This is a genomic window from Devosia sp. ZB163, assembly GCF_028613635.1.
Taxonomy (GTDB): Bacteria; Pseudomonadota; Alphaproteobacteria; order Rhizobiales; family Devosiaceae; genus Devosia_A.
In genome coordinates this window covers 159,197-173,696 of the sequence record NZ_JAQRMY010000001.1, presented here as the reverse complement: position 1 = coordinate 173,696, position 14,500 = coordinate 159,197, and the positions used below count along the sequence as shown (strand labels likewise).

General features: G+C 66.1%; 14 protein-coding genes and 1 tRNA gene. 8 read left to right on the top strand and 7 right to left on the bottom strand.

The features are described from left to right. Positions 1-48: 48 nt before the first annotated feature. The 4 genes from PRN20_RS00860 to PRN20_RS00845 form a co-directional block, all read right to left on the bottom strand. Positions 49-918 (bottom strand): hypothetical protein, encoded by an 870-nt coding sequence (locus PRN20_RS00860; protein ID WP_273955036.1) that lies wholly within the window; start codon positions 916-918, stop codon positions 49-51. A 95-nt stretch (positions 919-1,013) separates the two neighbouring features. Next, positions 1,014-1,997 (bottom strand): aldo/keto reductase, encoded by a 984-nt coding sequence (locus tag PRN20_RS00855; protein ID WP_273955035.1) that lies wholly within the window; start codon positions 1,995-1,997, stop codon positions 1,014-1,016. A 22-nt stretch (positions 1,998-2,019) separates the two neighbouring features. After that, complete coding sequence (locus tag PRN20_RS00850) at positions 2,020-3,036, bottom strand: zinc-dependent alcohol dehydrogenase family protein (RefSeq protein ID WP_273955033.1); 1,017 nt, start codon at positions 3,034-3,036, stop codon at positions 2,020-2,022. Between the two features lie 35 nt (positions 3,037-3,071). Continuing rightward, positions 3,072-3,467, bottom strand: a complete 396-nt coding sequence (locus PRN20_RS00845; protein ID WP_273955032.1) for a (R)-mandelonitrile lyase — start codon at positions 3,465-3,467, stop codon at positions 3,072-3,074. A 126-nt stretch (positions 3,468-3,593) separates the two neighbouring features. On the opposite strand from PRN20_RS00845, the gene PRN20_RS00840 reads away from it, so the two are divergent. After that, positions 3,594-4,487 (top strand): LysR family transcriptional regulator, encoded by an 894-nt coding sequence (locus tag PRN20_RS00840; protein ID WP_273955031.1) that lies wholly within the window; start codon positions 3,594-3,596, stop codon positions 4,485-4,487. A gap of 63 nt (positions 4,488-4,550) precedes the next feature. Here PRN20_RS00840 and PRN20_RS00835 read toward each other — a convergent pair. Beyond that, a tRNA-Gly gene (locus PRN20_RS00835) sits at positions 4,551-4,625 on the bottom strand. Positions 4,626-4,834: 209 nt separating this feature from the next. Between PRN20_RS00835 and PRN20_RS00830 the strand changes: the two genes are divergently transcribed. Genes PRN20_RS00830 through PRN20_RS00820 form a run of 3 tightly spaced genes read left to right on the top strand, consistent with a single transcriptional unit; the run spans position 4,835 to position 6,713 of the window. Then, entirely contained in the window at positions 4,835-5,782 is a 948-nt protein-coding gene (locus tag PRN20_RS00830) for a thioredoxin family protein (protein ID WP_273955029.1), read from the top strand. A gap of 14 nt (positions 5,783-5,796) precedes the next feature. Next, on the top strand, positions 5,797-6,462 hold the full coding sequence (locus tag PRN20_RS00825; RefSeq protein ID WP_273955027.1) for an LON peptidase substrate-binding domain-containing protein: 666 nt from the start codon (positions 5,797-5,799) through the stop codon (positions 6,460-6,462). Positions 6,463-6,515: 53 nt separating this feature from the next. Continuing rightward, positions 6,516-6,713 carry a Trm112 family protein gene (locus PRN20_RS00820; RefSeq protein WP_273956752.1) on the top strand — a complete coding sequence of 66 codons (198 nt, stop codon included), beginning with the start codon at positions 6,516-6,518 and terminating at the stop codon, positions 6,711-6,713. A gap of 4 nt (positions 6,714-6,717) precedes the next feature. On the opposite strand, the gene PRN20_RS00815 is transcribed toward PRN20_RS00820, so the two are convergent. Then, a complete protein-coding gene (locus PRN20_RS00815; RefSeq protein ID WP_337956197.1) occupies positions 6,718-8,016 on the bottom strand; it encodes an FAD-dependent monooxygenase in 1,299 nt (432 codons plus the stop codon). A gap of 210 nt (positions 8,017-8,226) precedes the next feature. On the opposite strand from PRN20_RS00815, the gene PRN20_RS00810 reads away from it, so the two are divergent. The 4 genes from PRN20_RS00810 (at position 8,227) to PRN20_RS00795 (ending at position 13,865) form a co-directional block, all read left to right on the top strand. Then, positions 8,227-8,565, top strand: coding sequence for a P-II family nitrogen regulator (locus PRN20_RS00810; protein ID WP_055046886.1), 339 nt, complete (start codon positions 8,227-8,229; stop codon positions 8,563-8,565). A 26-nt stretch (positions 8,566-8,591) separates the two neighbouring features. Beyond that, positions 8,592-9,959, top strand: coding sequence for an ammonium transporter (locus tag PRN20_RS00805; RefSeq protein WP_273955022.1), 1,368 nt, complete (start codon positions 8,592-8,594; stop codon positions 9,957-9,959). Between the two features lie 495 nt (positions 9,960-10,454). After that, on the top strand, positions 10,455-11,657 hold the full coding sequence (locus PRN20_RS00800) for an ammonium transporter (RefSeq protein WP_273955021.1): 1,203 nt from the start codon (positions 10,455-10,457) through the stop codon (positions 11,655-11,657). Positions 11,658-12,053: 396 nt separating this feature from the next. After that, the gene (locus PRN20_RS00795) at positions 12,054-13,865 is read left to right on the top strand and encodes an ABC transporter ATP-binding protein (protein ID WP_273955020.1); all 1,812 of its coding nucleotides are present in this window, start codon (positions 12,054-12,056) and stop codon (positions 13,863-13,865) included. Between the two features lie 32 nt (positions 13,866-13,897). Here PRN20_RS00795 and PRN20_RS00790 read toward each other — a convergent pair whose 3' ends face one another. After that, positions 13,898-14,419 (bottom strand): methyltransferase family protein, encoded by a 522-nt coding sequence (locus PRN20_RS00790; protein WP_273955018.1) that lies wholly within the window; start codon positions 14,417-14,419, stop codon positions 13,898-13,900. Between the last annotated feature and the right edge of the window lie 81 nt (positions 14,420-14,500).

The window sequence follows — 14,500 nt, the reverse complement described above, 5'->3', positions numbered from 1 at the left end:
CCGACCGGCAGAAGGGGGCTCCTGCCGGCCGGTCGCAGTAGCGCTGTATCAGCTCTCGACGAGGCGCCAGACGATGCGCGCCTTGAGCGGGGCGACGACCTGGCCCGAGTTGTGCGAGGCGGCTCCTGCCCCCTCCAGTTCGGCGACGCCGGTCCACGCGCCGTCCGAACCGGCGGGCTGATCGAAGATCTCGATGGTCTGGAGGTCCTCGACGAGCGGCACGGCGGTTTCGTCGGTAAAGGCGCCGGGGCCGAGCTTCACGGGTACGGCGAGCTTGGCGGCGGGGAGACGCAGGCTCATGTTGCCGGTCGCCTGGTCGAGGCTGACCTCGACGCGGCAGGCATAGTCCATCAGGCCGAAATCGTCCTGGGGCAGCGTCAGGTTGCCGTCGCGGGTGAAGCGGTAGGCGCGGGCGGGCTCCGGCGGCGGGATGTAGACGCCGGAGAGGATATCCTGGACCACAAGGGTTCCGGTGGCGCAGGTGCCTTGGAGGTCGGCAGCGAAGTTGCGGAAGCGGCCGGGCTGCTGCCCGGTCATCTGTGCGAACATGTCGGGCGTTCCGGCGCTGGCCTCGGCGAATTCCTTCATGGTCGCCGCGAGGCACTTTTGGTCCTCGCCGCAGGCCTCGATCTTGCCCTCGAGGTCGGCCATGGCCGGCGGCACCTCCGCGGCGCCGGCCGGCGCGACGATAGCAACGCCGTCATTGCCGACATCGACGAGCGCGAAGTCGACCTCGAGCGTGCGCCAGGCCTCGATGGCGGCCCATTCCACCTTGTTGGGAAGATCGACCCGGTTGGCGCCGGCGAACTCGATGCGGACATGGAGCTTGGCGCGGGGTGCGCCGGGGAAGGGGTCGCCCGCCGCAACGGCAGGCAGGCAGGCGGCAACAAGCCCGAAGGCGGCCAGTAACAAGCGCATAAGAGTATCAACCCTCAATGACGCCCCCCGGCGCAGCGCTTATAGCCTGCGCCGGACCGGGCCGCCAGCAGGGCCGGCGGCCCTTCACATCACCGCTAGATCCCGACGCGGCGCATCATCTCGTCGGGGTAGCGCGCGCCCTCGACGCTTATGTTGGCCGCCTCGATCTCAGCGAGATCGGTGGCGGTGAGGGTGACCCCGAGGGCGCCAAGGTTCTCGGTCAGCCGCTCGAGCTTGCGCGTCCCGAACAGCGGCACGATCCATGGCTTCTGGGCGAGGATCCAGGCGAGGGCGACCTGCGCGGGCGTTGCGCCGTGGCGCTCGCCGATCGTGCGGATGAGATCGACAAGCGCCTGGTTGGCCTCGCGGGCCTCGGGCGCGAAGCGCGGGATCTTGCTGCGGAAGTCGTTGTCGGCCAACTGCGTCGAGGCATCGATCTTGCCGGTGAGGAAGCCCTTGCCGAGCGGGCTGAAGGGGACGAAGCCGATGCCGAGTTCCTCGAGCGTGGGGATGATCTCGGCCTCGGGCTCGCGGGTCCACAGCGAGTACTCGCTCTGGAGCGCCGCCACCGGCTGTACGCCATGGGCGCGGCGGATCGAAGTGGCGCCGGCCTCGGACAATCCGAAGTGGAGGACCTTGCCCTCGGCGATCAGATCCCTGACCACGCCGGCCACGTCTTCCATCGGCACGTCGGGGTCGACGCGGTGCTGGTAGTAGAGGTCGACGTAGTCGGTGCCGAGCCGCTTCAGACTGCCCTCGATAGCCTGCCGGATTTGTGCGGGCTTGCTGTTGACATCACCGCCGCTAATGCCGGTCGTTTGGTCGATGTTCCAGCCGAATTTCGTGGCGATCTTCACCTTGTCGCGCAGGCCACGGAAGGCCTCGCCGACCATCTCTTCATTGGTCCAGGGGCCGTAAACCTCTGCCGTATCGAAGAAATCCACGCCCAGATCGACCGCCTTGCGCAGCAGGTCGATCATCTCGGCGCGGTCCTCGATCTCGCGCGACTTGCCATAGCCCATGGCGCCAAGCGAAAGGGCCGATACCTCAAGTCCTTGGCCGAGCTTGCGTTTTTGCATGATGTGGTCCTCCGTGTGAGCGCTAGACGCGCAGCAGGGTCTTGATGGCGCGGCGTTCGTCCATGGCGCGATAGCCTTCGGCGACATCGGCCAGCGGCAGCTCGAGGTCGAACACCTTGCCGGGGTTGATCTTGCGCTCGAGGACAAGGTCCATGAGGTGGGGCAGGAAGCGGCGGACCGGGGCAGGGCCGCCCAGCATGCCGACCTGGTTGAAGAACAGGGACTGCCCGTCGAACTGCACCCCGTGCGGCACCCCGACATAGCCGATCATCGAGCCTGGACGAGCCACCTTCAAGGCCTGCTGCATGGATTGCTGCGTTCCCACGCATTCGAGCACGGCGTCGGCGCCGACGTTCCCGGTCAGCTCCCTGATGCGGGCGATACCGGCCTCGCCGCGCTCCTCGACGATGTCGGTGGCGCCGTATTCGAGTGCGAGTTCCTGCCTACTCTTGTGGCGGCTCATGGCGATGATGCGTTCGGCGCCCAGTTGCTTGGCCGCGAGTACGCCCATCAGACCGACCGCGCCGTCGCCGACGACCACGACGGTCTGTCCGGGCTGGACACGTGCGGCGTCGGCCGCATACCAGCCGGTTCCCAGCACGTCGGATGCCGCGAGGAGGCTCGGGATGAGGTCCTCGGGCGGCAGTTCGGCGGTCGCAACGAGGGTGCCGTCGGCGAGCGGAATACGGGCGTAGGGCGCCTGGGCTCCCGACATGAACTCGCGTTGCTGGCATGAGGACTGAAAGCCGTGCCGGCAGTGCGGGCAGGTGTTGTCGGAGAGGCAGAATGAGCCGACGACGAACTGGCCCGGCCTGACGGTCGTGACCTCGCTGCCGACCTCGACGACGACGCCACAATACTCATGGCCCATGTGCTGCGGGCCGGTGACGGGTTGGAGCCCGCGATAGGGCCAGAGGTCCGAGCCGCAGACGCAGGTGGCGGAGAGCCTGATGATGGCGTCGGTCGGCTTGAGGATCTTCGGTTCGGCGACCTCCTCGAAACGGATGTCGCCGGGTGCGTGGAGGACTGTTGCTAGCATCCCTGCCCCTTTCAGTCTGGTGATGTTGACGGGCGTCAGGCGCCGTAATCGGCGTCCGTGACGTGTTCCATCCAGTCGACGGTCCGGCCGTCCTGGACTTCGTGGATCGCGACATGGGTCATGGCGGTCGATGGCCCCGCCCCATGCCAGTGCTTTTCTCCCGGGGCGAACCACACGATATCGCCGGGACGGATTTCCTCGATCGGGCCGCCCCAGCGCCTTACCCGGCCCGCGCCGGAGAGCACGAGGAGGGTCTGGCCCAGTGGATGCGTGTGCCAGGCAGTGCGAGCCCCCGGCTCGAAGGTGACGCTTGCCCCCTGGACGCGAGCCGGGTCGAAGCGATTGAAGAGAGGATCGATACGAACGGTGCCGGTGAACCAGTCCGCCGGGCCCTTGCCCGAAGGCTGCGATCCAGCACGGGTGATTTCCATGGCTGGCCTCCTTGCTGAACGCTCCCCGTCGTGATGGTCCCGGGAGCGGCGGTGCAAAAGCTAGTCAACACCTATAATCGGGACTAGTGGGTAGAGTTCGCATGAACCTGTGAAGCGAATTCATCAATGCCGCGCGCCAACATTAACGACCTCGTGGCCTTCGTCGCGGTTGCCAGCGAACGGAGCTTCACGCGCGCGGCGAAGAAGCTGGGCGTGTCGCCATCGGCGCTCAGCCATACGATGAGGGGGCTGGAGGAGCGGCTCGGCCTGCGCCTGTTGTCGCGCACGACCCGCAATGTCTCGGCGACCGAAGCGGGCGAGCGCCTGCTGCGCTCGATCGGCCCGCACCTGGAGCAGATCGAGACCGAACTCGATGCGCTCGGTGACCTGAGAGACCGGGCGGCCGGGACGGTGCGGCTCACCTGCTCGGATTCGGTGATCAGCATGGTGCTGCAGCCTCGGCTCAACGCCTTCCTCCGAGAGCACCCCGACATCAAGGTCGAGGTCATCATCGACCACGGCTTCACCAATATCGTCGAGCAGCGGATCGACGCGGGCGTGCGGCTGGGCGAAGCGCTGGCAAAGGACATGATCGCGGTGCGCATCGGGCCCGACTGGCGTTTCGCTGTGGTTGCCTCGCCCGACTACTTTGCCGCGCATCCGCAACCCGAACGGCCGGAGGACCTCACCGGCCACAGCTGCCTCAACGTCCGGCTGACGTCGGCGGGGAGTCTTTATGCCTGGGAGTTCGAGAAGGACGGGCGCAAGATCAATGCCCGGGTCGATGGCCAGCTCGCCTTCAACAGCATCATGCCAATTCTCGACGCGGCGCTCGACGGGATGGGCCTGGCGTACATTCCCATCGACCTGGTGCAGCCGCACATCGAGGCGGGGCGGCTGGTCGAGGTGCTCGCCGACTGGTGTCCCTACTTTCAGGGCTACCATCTCTACTACCCGCATCGGCGACAGGCCTCGCCGGCCTTTGCCCTCCTGGTCGAGGCGCTGCGGTACCGGGCCTAGAAATGCGAAAGGCCGGACAGCTGTCCGGCCTCTTGTCGCATCCCGTACATGTCGGGAGGATATTGGAGCGGGCGAAGGGATTCGAACCCTCGACCCTAACCTTGGCAAGGTTATGCTCTACCCCTGAGCTACACCCGCACTCCATGTCCACGCCGCCTCGGCAACCGCAGTTGCGCTTGGCATCTCGTCGACGCGGGCCTATATGCCCAATCGAAAGCGGGTTTGCAACCGATAATTCTGGTCTTGTGCAAGGCATGCTAAACCTTGCCCATGAGACCCTTCGGGGCGCAGAAAAAACAAGGCGATACGGGCCTCGCAGGGACCCGTCCGAGTAGGAAACAAGCAGCATGTCGCTCAACGAACTCAATACCGCCACCACTTCCGCCGCGAATCCGCCGGCGGCGCTGATCAAGGATTCGACCGATCGCGCCTTCAAGGCCGACGTGATCGACGCCTCGCTCGAAGCGCCCGTGCTGGTCGACTTCTGGGCGCCCTGGTGCGGGCCGTGCCGGCAACTGACGCCCAATCTCGAAAAGGTCATCAACGAGAAGCAGGGCAAGATCCGGCTGGTGAAGATCAACATCGACGAGAACCCGGGGATCGCCGGGCAGCTCGGCATCCAGTCGATCCCGGCCGTCTTCGCCTTTGCCGGCGGCCGGCCGGTCGATGCGTTCCTCGGCGCCATTCCCGAGAGCGAAGTCCGGCGCTTCGCCGAGAAGGTGATCTCCGGTGCCCCGGCCGGCCAGCCGGCCCCGGGCTCGATCGAGGAAGAGATCAAGAATGCCGTGGAGGCGGCCCAGGAGGCGCTCAAGGTTGGTGACCTCAACCAGGCGGCGCAACTCTTCGGCATGGTGCTGCAGCATCAGCCGGATCATCCGGGCGCCATCGTCGGCATGGCCAAGGTCTTTCTCGCGGCGGGCGATTCCGAGCAGGCGCAGGCGGTGCTCGACACGATGCCCGAAGCGGAACGCAAGGGTGATGACTATACCTCGACGCTCGCGTCGCTGAAGCTGCTGGGTGAAGCGGCCGACCTCAGCGAGACGGACGAGACCGTCGCCCAGCTCGAGAAGAACCCCGACGATCACCAGGCGCGCTTCGACCTCGCGGTGAAGTACAATGCCGAGGGGAAGCGGCTCGAAGCCGCCGAGGCGCTGATGACGCTGATGAAGCGCGACCGGACCTGGAACGAGGACGGCGCTCGCAAGAAGCTGCTCGAGCTGTTCGATGCCTGGGGCCCCAAGGATCCGGCTACCCTGAAAGGACGCCGGCTGCTTTCGGCGCTCCTGTTCAGCTAGGAGGTTCCCCGCCCATGCTGAAGCGTCCCGAATCGCCAGCCGACATTCCGGCCAGCATCCCGGTGTTCCCGCTTTCGGGGGCGCTGCTGCTGCCGTTTGCGCGGCGGCCGCTCAACGTGTTCGAACCGCGCTATGTCGAGATGGTCGACCATGCGCTCAAGGGCGACCGGCTGATTGGTCTGATCCAGCCGCTCGACGCGTCCGAGGAGAGCCCGCAGGGCGAGGCACCGCTCGAAAAGATCGGCACCATCGGACGGATCACCCATTTCGAGGAGGTCGAGGAGGCGCGCTACTTCATCATCCTCGAGGGGCTCACCCGCTTCGAGCTGATCAAGGAAGTGCCGACCATGACGCCGTTCCGGCGCGCCATGGTCTCGACGGAGGCCTTCGTCTCCGACTTCGACCGGGAGTACGGGGAAGAGGCCGTCGACCGGACGCGCTTCCTCAGGATGATGAAGGACTATGCCGAGTTCGGCAATTTCGACCTCAACTGGGACGAGATCGAAAAGACCGGCACGGCCGACCTCGTCAACTTCTGCTGCATGGTGTCGCCCTACGGCGCGGCCGAGAAGCAGGCGCTGCTCGAGGCGCAGTCGCTCGAGGCGCGGGCGGAAACGCTGATCGCGATGGCCGAGTTCGAGATGGCCAAGGGCGGCAACCGGGCCTCGCCACTCAATTGACCGACGCGACGCGGCCTCCCGACAGCAATCCGCGCCACGTCGTCGACGTGAAGATGCTCGAAATGCTGGTCTGTCCGCTGACCAAGACACGGCTGTCGCTGTCGGTCGACGGCACCGAGCTCATCTCGGTCGCCGCGCATCTCGCCTTCCCCATCCGCGAGGGCGTGCCGATGCTCAGCCTCGACGAGGCGCGCGAGATCGAGCCCGGCGACATGGGCCGAAGCCTGCCCAAGCTGCCGGGGAACAACTAGCGCGCTAGATCGGCAGGCCGCGGAGGAGCTTCGGGCCGCGCGAGTCGAGGCCGGCAGCGCGGCGAATCAGGAAATCCTTGATCGGGGGCAGGCGGTCGACGACGCCCATGCCGAGGTCGCGCAGGGCGCGTACGGGTGCGACATCGTTCGAGAACAGCCGCACCATGCCGTCGGTGACCATGCTCATCAGCGCGGTATCGAAGCGCCGCCAGTGCTGGTAGCGCTCGAGTGCATCGGCCGCCCCGGGGTCGAGGCCGAGGCGGAAGGCGTCGACGGCGACCTCGGCGAGGGCCGCGACATCCTTGAGGCCGAGATTGAGGCCCTGGCCGGCGACCGGATGGATGACATGCGCGGCGTCGCCGATGAGGGCGAGGCGGGGCGCGGTGAAGCTCTTTGCGACCTGCAGGCGCAGCGGGAAGGATTGCAGTCCTTCCTCGAGCGTCACCTTGCCCAGGGTCGAGCCCATCACGGCCTCGATCTCCTCGGCCACCGCCTCGAGCGGCAGGGCCTTCAGTTCTTCGGCGCGGGCGCGCCCTTCGGTCCATACCAGCGACGAGCGCCTGCCCGGCAGCGGCAGGCTGGCGAAGGGGCCGGCGGGCCGGAAATGCTCGTAGGCCGTCCCCTCATGGTCGAGCTCATGCATGATCGTCGTGACGAGGCCGGACTGCTGGTAGTCGTGCGCGATCACCTCGATGTCGGCCATGCGGCGCAGCGCCGAGTTCGCGCCGTCGGCTGCGATCACCAGTGGTGCCAGGATGGTACGGCCGTCGGCGAGGTCGAGTCGTGCGCTTGCCGGCCCGGCGGTGAAGCCGGTGATCTCGGCCGGGGCGATGATCTCGACATCGGGGCCCAGGGCGCCGAGCAGGGTCTCGGCCACGAGCTGGTTGGGCACGAGATGGGCGAAGGGCTCGCCCGGCGCGACATCGCCATCGAAGCGGAGAAAGAGCGGGCGCGAGATGTCGCCGGTGCCGGAATCGGTAATCTTCATCTGCCTGACGGGCTCGGCGCCGATGGCCATGCCGGTCCAGACGCCGAGTTCCACGAAGATGCGGCGCACGCCTGCGGCGATGGCCGAAGCACGCTGATCCCGTGGCACGGAGAAGGGGCGGCGGTCGATGAGCGCGATCCTGAGGCCCTTCATCGAGCGGCCGAGCGCCACGGCCATGGTGAGGCCGACAGGGCCGCCCCCCACGATCGCGATGTCAAAGCTGGCCCCGTTCATGGCGTTCTCCGCGTTGGTGGGGGCTTTGTCGCGCGCTGCCGAGGGCGGCGCAAGGGCGCGCGGCGTCGCAAGCTGCTGCACAAAACATCACCATATTGAGCAGTTTTGCCTAAACAGTGTGCAGTGCAGTGGGACGCAGACTGCCTCATAGGGCAGTCAGACTGACGCACATGCAGAATTCTTCAAGAAAATCATAAACTTGTCGATAGCGGCAGCAGTTTGGCACGCGACTTGAGTCTGAAAGAGCCGATTGGGAGACCGTCAAAAACCCACGTGTTGAAAGGGGCATCCATGAAGCTGGTGATCGCAATCATCAAACCGTCGCGTCTGGAGGAGGTCCGGCAGGCCCTCAACTCGCTCGACGTGCACGGCATGACCGTGACCGAAGTCAAAGGCTATGGCCGGCAGAAGGGTCATTCCGAAATCTACCGCGGCACCGAATACGCCGTGCACTTCCTGCCCAAGCTGAAGATCGAGATCGCCGTGGACGATGCCCAGTCCGACGCCATCGTCTCGGCCATCCGCGAGAGCGCCCAGACGGGCCGCATCGGCGACGGCAAGATTTTCGTCCTGGACCTCCTGGCCGTTACCCGCATCCGCACCGGCGAAACCGGCGCGGCCGCGCTCTGATGCCGCAATCATTCGGAGAAACAACAATGACAGACGTGAAAATGTCAAAAGTACTGGGGGCTGCGGCATTGGCCTCGCTGGCTCTCGCACTGCCCGCCTTTGCGCAGGAAGCGGCCGCTCCGGCGGCTGAGGTCGTCGCAGAAGTCGTCCCGGTCATCGACAAGGGCGATACCGCCTGGATGCTGGTCTCGACCATGGTCGTCTTCGTGATGATCGTGCCGGGCCTCGCCCTGTTCTACGGTGGCCTCGTGCGCGCCAAGAACGTGCTCTCGATCTTCAGCCAGGTGCTCGGTGGCGTCGCCATGATCGCGCTGCTCTGGGTCGCCTACGGCTACTCGCTGGCCTTCGGCGGCGCGGAGGGCGGTCTTTCCGCCATCATCGGCGACTTCAACAAGCTGTTCCTCTCGGGCGTGACGATCGAGTCGACCGCCGCCACCTTCTCGGCCGGCTTCCAGCTGCCCGAACTGGTGTTCGTGGTGTTCCAGCTCACCTTCGCCTGCATCACCACCACCCTCATCGTCGGCGGTATCGCCGAGCGGATGAAGTTCGGTGCCGTGATGCTGTTCCTCGCGATCTGGTTCACCTTCTCGTACCTGCCGATCGCCCACATGGTCTGGGCCGGCACGGGCTACCTGTTCAACCTCGGCGCCTATGACTTCGCCGGTGGTACCGTGGTGCACATCAACTCGGGTGTCGCCGCTCTCGTCGCCGCGATCGTCCTCGGGCCGCGCACCGGCTTCCTCAAGGAACCCATTCCGCCGCACAACCTGACCTTCGTGTTCATCGGTACGGGCCTGCTCTGGTTCGGCTGGTTCGGCTTCAACGCAGGTTCGAACCTCGAAGCCAACGGCCTGACCGCCCAGGCCTTCCTCAACACCATCACTGCTCCGGCCGCCGCGGCCCTTGCATGGGGTGTGGCTGAGAAGTTCACCCGCGGTCATGCCTCGCTCCTCGGCTTTGCCTCGGGTGCGGTTGCCGGCCTCGTCGCCATCACCCCGGCCGCCGGTTTCGCCGGTACGGTCGGTGCGATCATCCTCGGCGCCATTGCCGGCGTGGTCTGCCTGTGGGCCGTCGTGACGCTGAAGCCGATGTTCAAGTACGACGACTCGCTCGACGTGTTCGGCATCCATGGCGTCGGCGGCATCGTCGGCGCGCTGGGCACCGCCTTCGTCGCCAACCCGTCGTTCGGCGGCTACCCGCTGCCCGACTACGAGATGTGGGGCCAGTTCATCAAGCAGCTGACCGGCGTCGGTATCGCCATCGTCTGGTCGGCCGTGGTTGCGCTGATCGCCATGCTGATCGTCAAGGCCGTGTTCGGTGGCGCCCGTGTCTCCGAGTCGGCCGAGAGCGATGGCCTCGACCTCTCGAGCCACGGCGAGCGCGCCTACAACTAAGCGAATGGCGTGGGGCGGGGATCTCCTCCCCTCCGTCCCGCGCCAAACTCCGGGGAGCCGGGCCTGCCTGGCTCTCCGATCTCGTCGCCTTCGGTTGGTCGCGCCTTCGAACCGGAAAAGTCTGCAACTTTTCCTTGAAGACGCTCCTCCTGCCGCTGATCGCGGCGTGCAGCCTGCGTACCTCTTGGCCCGCCACAGAGGCTTCCCACTCGCAAATGCGTGGGCTGCACACCCCGATCAACGGACCGATGCCCGGCAACGGGCCCGGACGTCCCGCCAGACGACCCGCGTCTGCCTGATTCATGGGCAGCAGTTGGCCGTTGATCGCCCATTTGGTAGGCACGTCGCTTCCCGCGGCGCGGTCGATATTTGTCCGATTCATTCAACCAGTTGATCTGATTGACTGATCCGGCATCCCCCGGGATGGCACGCGGCTTGATTGTGTTGCCTTCTGAATAACCCCGGATGCGAGCCGGGTCTTTTGGGAGGTCTCAGATGACGGAGTCCAATGCCGGACTCGACGTGTTCTTCGTGCTCGTCGGTGCCATTCTCGTTTTCGCCATGCATGGCGGCTTCGCCTTCCTCGAAATGGGGACGGTGCGTGGCAAGAACCAGGTCAATGCCCTGGTGAAGATCCTTGTCGACTTCGCCTTCTCGACGCTGGCCTATTTCGCAATCGGCTACACGATCGCCTATGGCGTCACGTTCCTGCACGATGCGGCGACGCTGTCGGGTGGCGGTGCCGGTTTCGCGCCGCAGGGCTTCAGTCTTGTGAAGTTCTTCTTTCTGGCGACCTTTGCCGCCGCCGTGCCGGCGATCATCTCGGGCGGCATCGCCGAGCGGGCAAGGTTCTGGCCGCAGGTCTTCTCGGCGGCGGTGATCGTAGGGCTGATCTACCCGTTCTCAGAAGGCATCGTGTGGAACGGAAACTACGGCATACAGGCCTGGTTCGAGGCGACCTTCGGGGCCCGCTTCCACGATTTCGCCGGTTCGATCCAGGTGCATGCGCTGGGCGGCTGGCTGGCACTCGCGGCGGTGCTGCGGATCGGTGCGCGCACCGGACGCTACGGGCCGAACGGCCGGCCGTTCCCGCCGTCCTCGATCCCGTGGCTGGCGCTCGGCACGTGGCTGCTCTGCATCGGCTGGTTCGGCTTCAACGTCATGTCGGCGCAAACGGTGGCGGGGGTCTCGGGGCTCGTTGCCATCAACTCGCTGATGGCCATGGTTGGCGGCATCATCGCCGCGGTCGTTGTTGGACGCAGCGACCCCGGCTTCACCCACAACGGGGCGCTGGCGGGCCTCGTCGCCGTATGCGCGGGCTCGGACCTCTATCATCCGATCGCGGCGCTCGTCGTTGGCGGCGTGGCGGGCGTGATCTTCGTCAGGGGCTTCATCTGGACGCAGGAGAAGCTCAAGGTCGACGACGTTCTCGGCGTCTGGCCGCTGCATGGGCTGTGCGGCCTGTGGGGCGGGGTGGCTGCCGGCGTGCTCGGCCTCGAGGCACTCGGCGGCATGGGTGGGGTCAGCCCCCTGGGCCAGCTCGTCGGCTCGCTGGCGGTCTCGGCCTTCGCCTTCGTCGCCGGCTATGCACTCTACTACGCAACCAACCGGCTCTTCGGCATCCGCCTCGGGGACGAGCAGCAACGTCGCGGCGCTGACCTCTCGATCCACTCGATCGGGGCCGAACCGGAGTTCTGAGCGGCAACGGAACGTCTCCTTCCGCCCAGCGTTTCTGAGGGCGGAAGGAGAGTTCCATGTCGCTCAAGGACAAGGCAAAGTTCGTCGACTTCCCGTCGATCGCCTTGATTATTCTCTTCGTATTGGCGCCGATGGCTATTGCGGCCGCGCTCTAGCGGGCTTGCCGCGCCACCCAAACCCCTCTATGACTGACAGCTCTCGACTGCAGCCAGGGAGGCGCGACATGACAGCATTTCGACCTCGCCTCGCTGGGCAAGCCAGCGGCTACCACCGTTAGGTAGCCCGCGGTCCGCCACGGACCCAGCCCGCCGCCGGGGACAGCCCGGCTTCATTCTTCCAGATTTGTTTTCAGACCGGGACCGGTTGGCTGCCTTCTGCAGTCGCCGGACAATCGACATGGCTTCCACCACATCCAACCTGCGCGGGCAGGCCTATGCCAAGGTGCTGGGCTTTACCGCCGGACACTGGCGCAAGCAGCCCAGGCGCGTCGCGCTGATTGTCGGGCTGTTCTTCACCGAGACGGTTGCCGATATCCTCACCCCCTATTTCGCCGGCCGGCTGGTCGAGGCGGTGGCGACGGGGGCAGCGAGCAACGAAGTCGCCTGGAACGCGGCGATGACGGCCTTCTTCGCCATCGTGGCGCTGGGGGCCGGATCGGTGATCCTGCGTCAGTTCGCCTTCCAGCAGATCATCGCACTGACGCTGAGGAGGATGAGCGACATTGCCCAGGACGCGTTCCACCGCGTCCAGCGGTTCTCGTCGGACTGGCATGCCAATGCCTTTGCCGGCTCGACCGTGCGCAAGATCACGCGGGGCATGTGGGCGCTCGACAGCCTCAACGACGTGCTGCTGATGGCGCTCTTTCCCTCGCTGGTGATGCTCATCGGATCGACCATCATGCTGAGCCTGTTCTGGCCGGTAATGGGGCTGGTCGTCGGCATCGGCTCGCTCATCTACATCGCGGTGACAGTCAGCCTCTCTACACTGTGGGTGGCGCCGGCGGCCAGCCTCGCCAATGCCTGGGACACGAGGATGGGCGGGGCGCTGGCCGACGCCATCTCGTGCAATATCGTGGTCAAGGGCTTCGGCGCCGAGGATCGCGAGGAGAGCCGCCTGCGCCTCGTCGTCGACAAGTGGCGCAAGCGCACGTCGCGGACCTGGAACCGGGGAACGTTCAACGGCACCGTCCAGAACGCGATGCTGTGGGTGCTGCGCTGCGTCATCATCGGCTCGGGCCTGATGCTGTGGGCAAACGGGTCGGCTTCTGCCGGTGACGTCACCTTCGTCATCACCACGTTCCTGGTCCTCCAGGGTTACCTCAGGGACATCGGCCAGCACGTGCGCAACCTGCAGCGCGCGGTGAACGACATGGAAGAACTGGTCGGGCTCAACGACCAGAAGCTCGGCATCGAGGACAAGCCGGGCGCCAAGCCGTTCACCGTCAAGGAGGGCGGCATCCGGTTCGAACATGTCGACTTCCACTATGGTCCGCACCTCGAGCCGCTCTACACCGATCTCGACGTCACCATCCCGCCCGGCCAGAAGGTTGGTCTCGTTGGGCATTCGGGCTCGGGCAAGACGACCTTCGTCAAGCTGATCCAGCGGCTGCACGACGTGACCGGCGGCCGGATCGCCATCGACGGCGTCGACATCCGCGACGTGCAGCAGGCCTCGCTGCGCCAGCAGATCGCCATCGTCCAGCAGGAGCCGGTGCTGTTCCACCGCTCGCTGGCCGAGAACATCGCCTATGGCAAGCCGGGCGCCAGCCGGGCCGAAATCGAGGCGTCGGCCAAGCTCGCCAACGCCCACGATTTCATCATGCGGCTGCCCAAGGGCTACGAGACGCTGGTGGGCGAGCGCGGCATCAAGCTGTCGGGCGGCGAGCGGCAGCGCGTCGCCATCGCCCGGGCGTTCCTGTCCGATGCGAAGGTGCTCATCCTCGACGAGGCGACCTCGAGCCTCGACAGCGAGAGCGAGCAGCTGATCCAGGAGGCGATGGAGCGGCTGATGGTGGGCCGTACCACCATCGTCATCGCCCACCGGCTTTCGACAGTCCGCGCCCTCGACCGCCTGCTGGTGTTCGATGATGGCCGGATCGTCGAGGAGGGTACGCACGAGCAACTGGTCAAGCGGGCGGAAGGCATCTACCGCCGCCTGTTCGAGCGCCAGGCGCTCGAGCTGATCAAGGGGCTCGAGGCGGCCGAGTAGCACTGACGACCCGGTCCGGTTCTCCGGCCGGGTCAGTCCTCCGGCGTCCACGGAGTCGGCCGCGGAATCCAGCGGCGAACATTGGCCTTGTAGCGCGAGTACTGGGCGCCGAAGCTGCGCGCCAGTGTCGGCTCCTCGTAGTTGACGACGAACAGGTGGACGATCAGCCAGATCGCGGCGCCATAGGCGAGCACGGCGAGATTGCCGAACAGCAGCCCCTGTCCGAGGATCAGCGAGAGCACCGCCACATACATCGGGTTGCGCACGAAGCGGTACGAACCGGTGACCACCAGCGTCTCGGTTGGGTAGACAGGCGCCGGCGTGCCGCGCCCCTCGAGTGCGAAACGTGCGAAGGTTTCGGCCAGCAGCACCGCGCCCAGCACCAGCAGCAGCACGCCGATCCAGCGCACCGGCTCGATGGCCGCCAGCGGCGGTCCCACCTGCCAGCCAGAAAGCCACCAGGGCATCAGCCCTGCGACGACCCCAGGCGCGACGAACAGGAAGATCACCGATCCGGTGATCGGCGCGATGCGCCTGCCGAACTCCCCCGACATGAGCCTCTCCTCCCGCAACGCCGGGAGGCTAGTGAATCTGGAAGGGGTGTCAAACGGGAGTGTGCGACCTTGGCATCCATC

Excerpts from the sequence above, each read along its gene's own strand:
- PRN20_RS00805 (WP_273955022.1), top strand. The coding sequence starts at position 8,592 with ATGACAGACGTGAAAATGTCAAAAGTACTGGGGGCTGCGGCATTGGCC.
- PRN20_RS00855 (WP_273955035.1), bottom strand. The coding sequence starts at position 1,997 with ATGCAAAAACGCAAGCTCGGCCAAGGACTTGAGGTATCGGCCCTTTCG.
- PRN20_RS00850 (WP_273955033.1), bottom strand. The coding sequence starts at position 3,036 with ATGCTAGCAACAGTCCTCCACGCACCCGGCGACATCCGTTTCGAGGAG.
- PRN20_RS00795 (WP_273955020.1), top strand. The coding sequence starts at position 12,054 with ATGGCTTCCACCACATCCAACCTGCGCGGGCAGGCCTATGCCAAGGTG.
- PRN20_RS00810 (WP_055046886.1), top strand. The coding sequence starts at position 8,227 with ATGAAGCTGGTGATCGCAATCATCAAACCGTCGCGTCTGGAGGAGGTC.
- PRN20_RS00830 (WP_273955029.1), top strand. The coding sequence starts at position 4,835 with ATGTCGCTCAACGAACTCAATACCGCCACCACTTCCGCCGCGAATCCG.
- PRN20_RS00790 (WP_273955018.1), bottom strand. The coding sequence starts at position 14,419 with ATGTCGGGGGAGTTCGGCAGGCGCATCGCGCCGATCACCGGATCGGTG.
- PRN20_RS00825 (WP_273955027.1), top strand. The coding sequence starts at position 5,797 with ATGCTGAAGCGTCCCGAATCGCCAGCCGACATTCCGGCCAGCATCCCG.
- PRN20_RS00800 (WP_273955021.1), top strand. The coding sequence starts at position 10,455 with ATGACGGAGTCCAATGCCGGACTCGACGTGTTCTTCGTGCTCGTCGGT.
- PRN20_RS00820 (WP_273956752.1), top strand. The coding sequence starts at position 6,516 with ATGCTCGAAATGCTGGTCTGTCCGCTGACCAAGACACGGCTGTCGCTG.
- PRN20_RS00860 (WP_273955036.1), bottom strand. The coding sequence starts at position 918 with ATGCGCTTGTTACTGGCCGCCTTCGGGCTTGTTGCCGCCTGCCTGCCT.
- PRN20_RS00840 (WP_273955031.1), top strand. The coding sequence starts at position 3,594 with ATGCCGCGCGCCAACATTAACGACCTCGTGGCCTTCGTCGCGGTTGCC.
- PRN20_RS00845 (WP_273955032.1), bottom strand. The coding sequence starts at position 3,467 with ATGGAAATCACCCGTGCTGGATCGCAGCCTTCGGGCAAGGGCCCGGCG.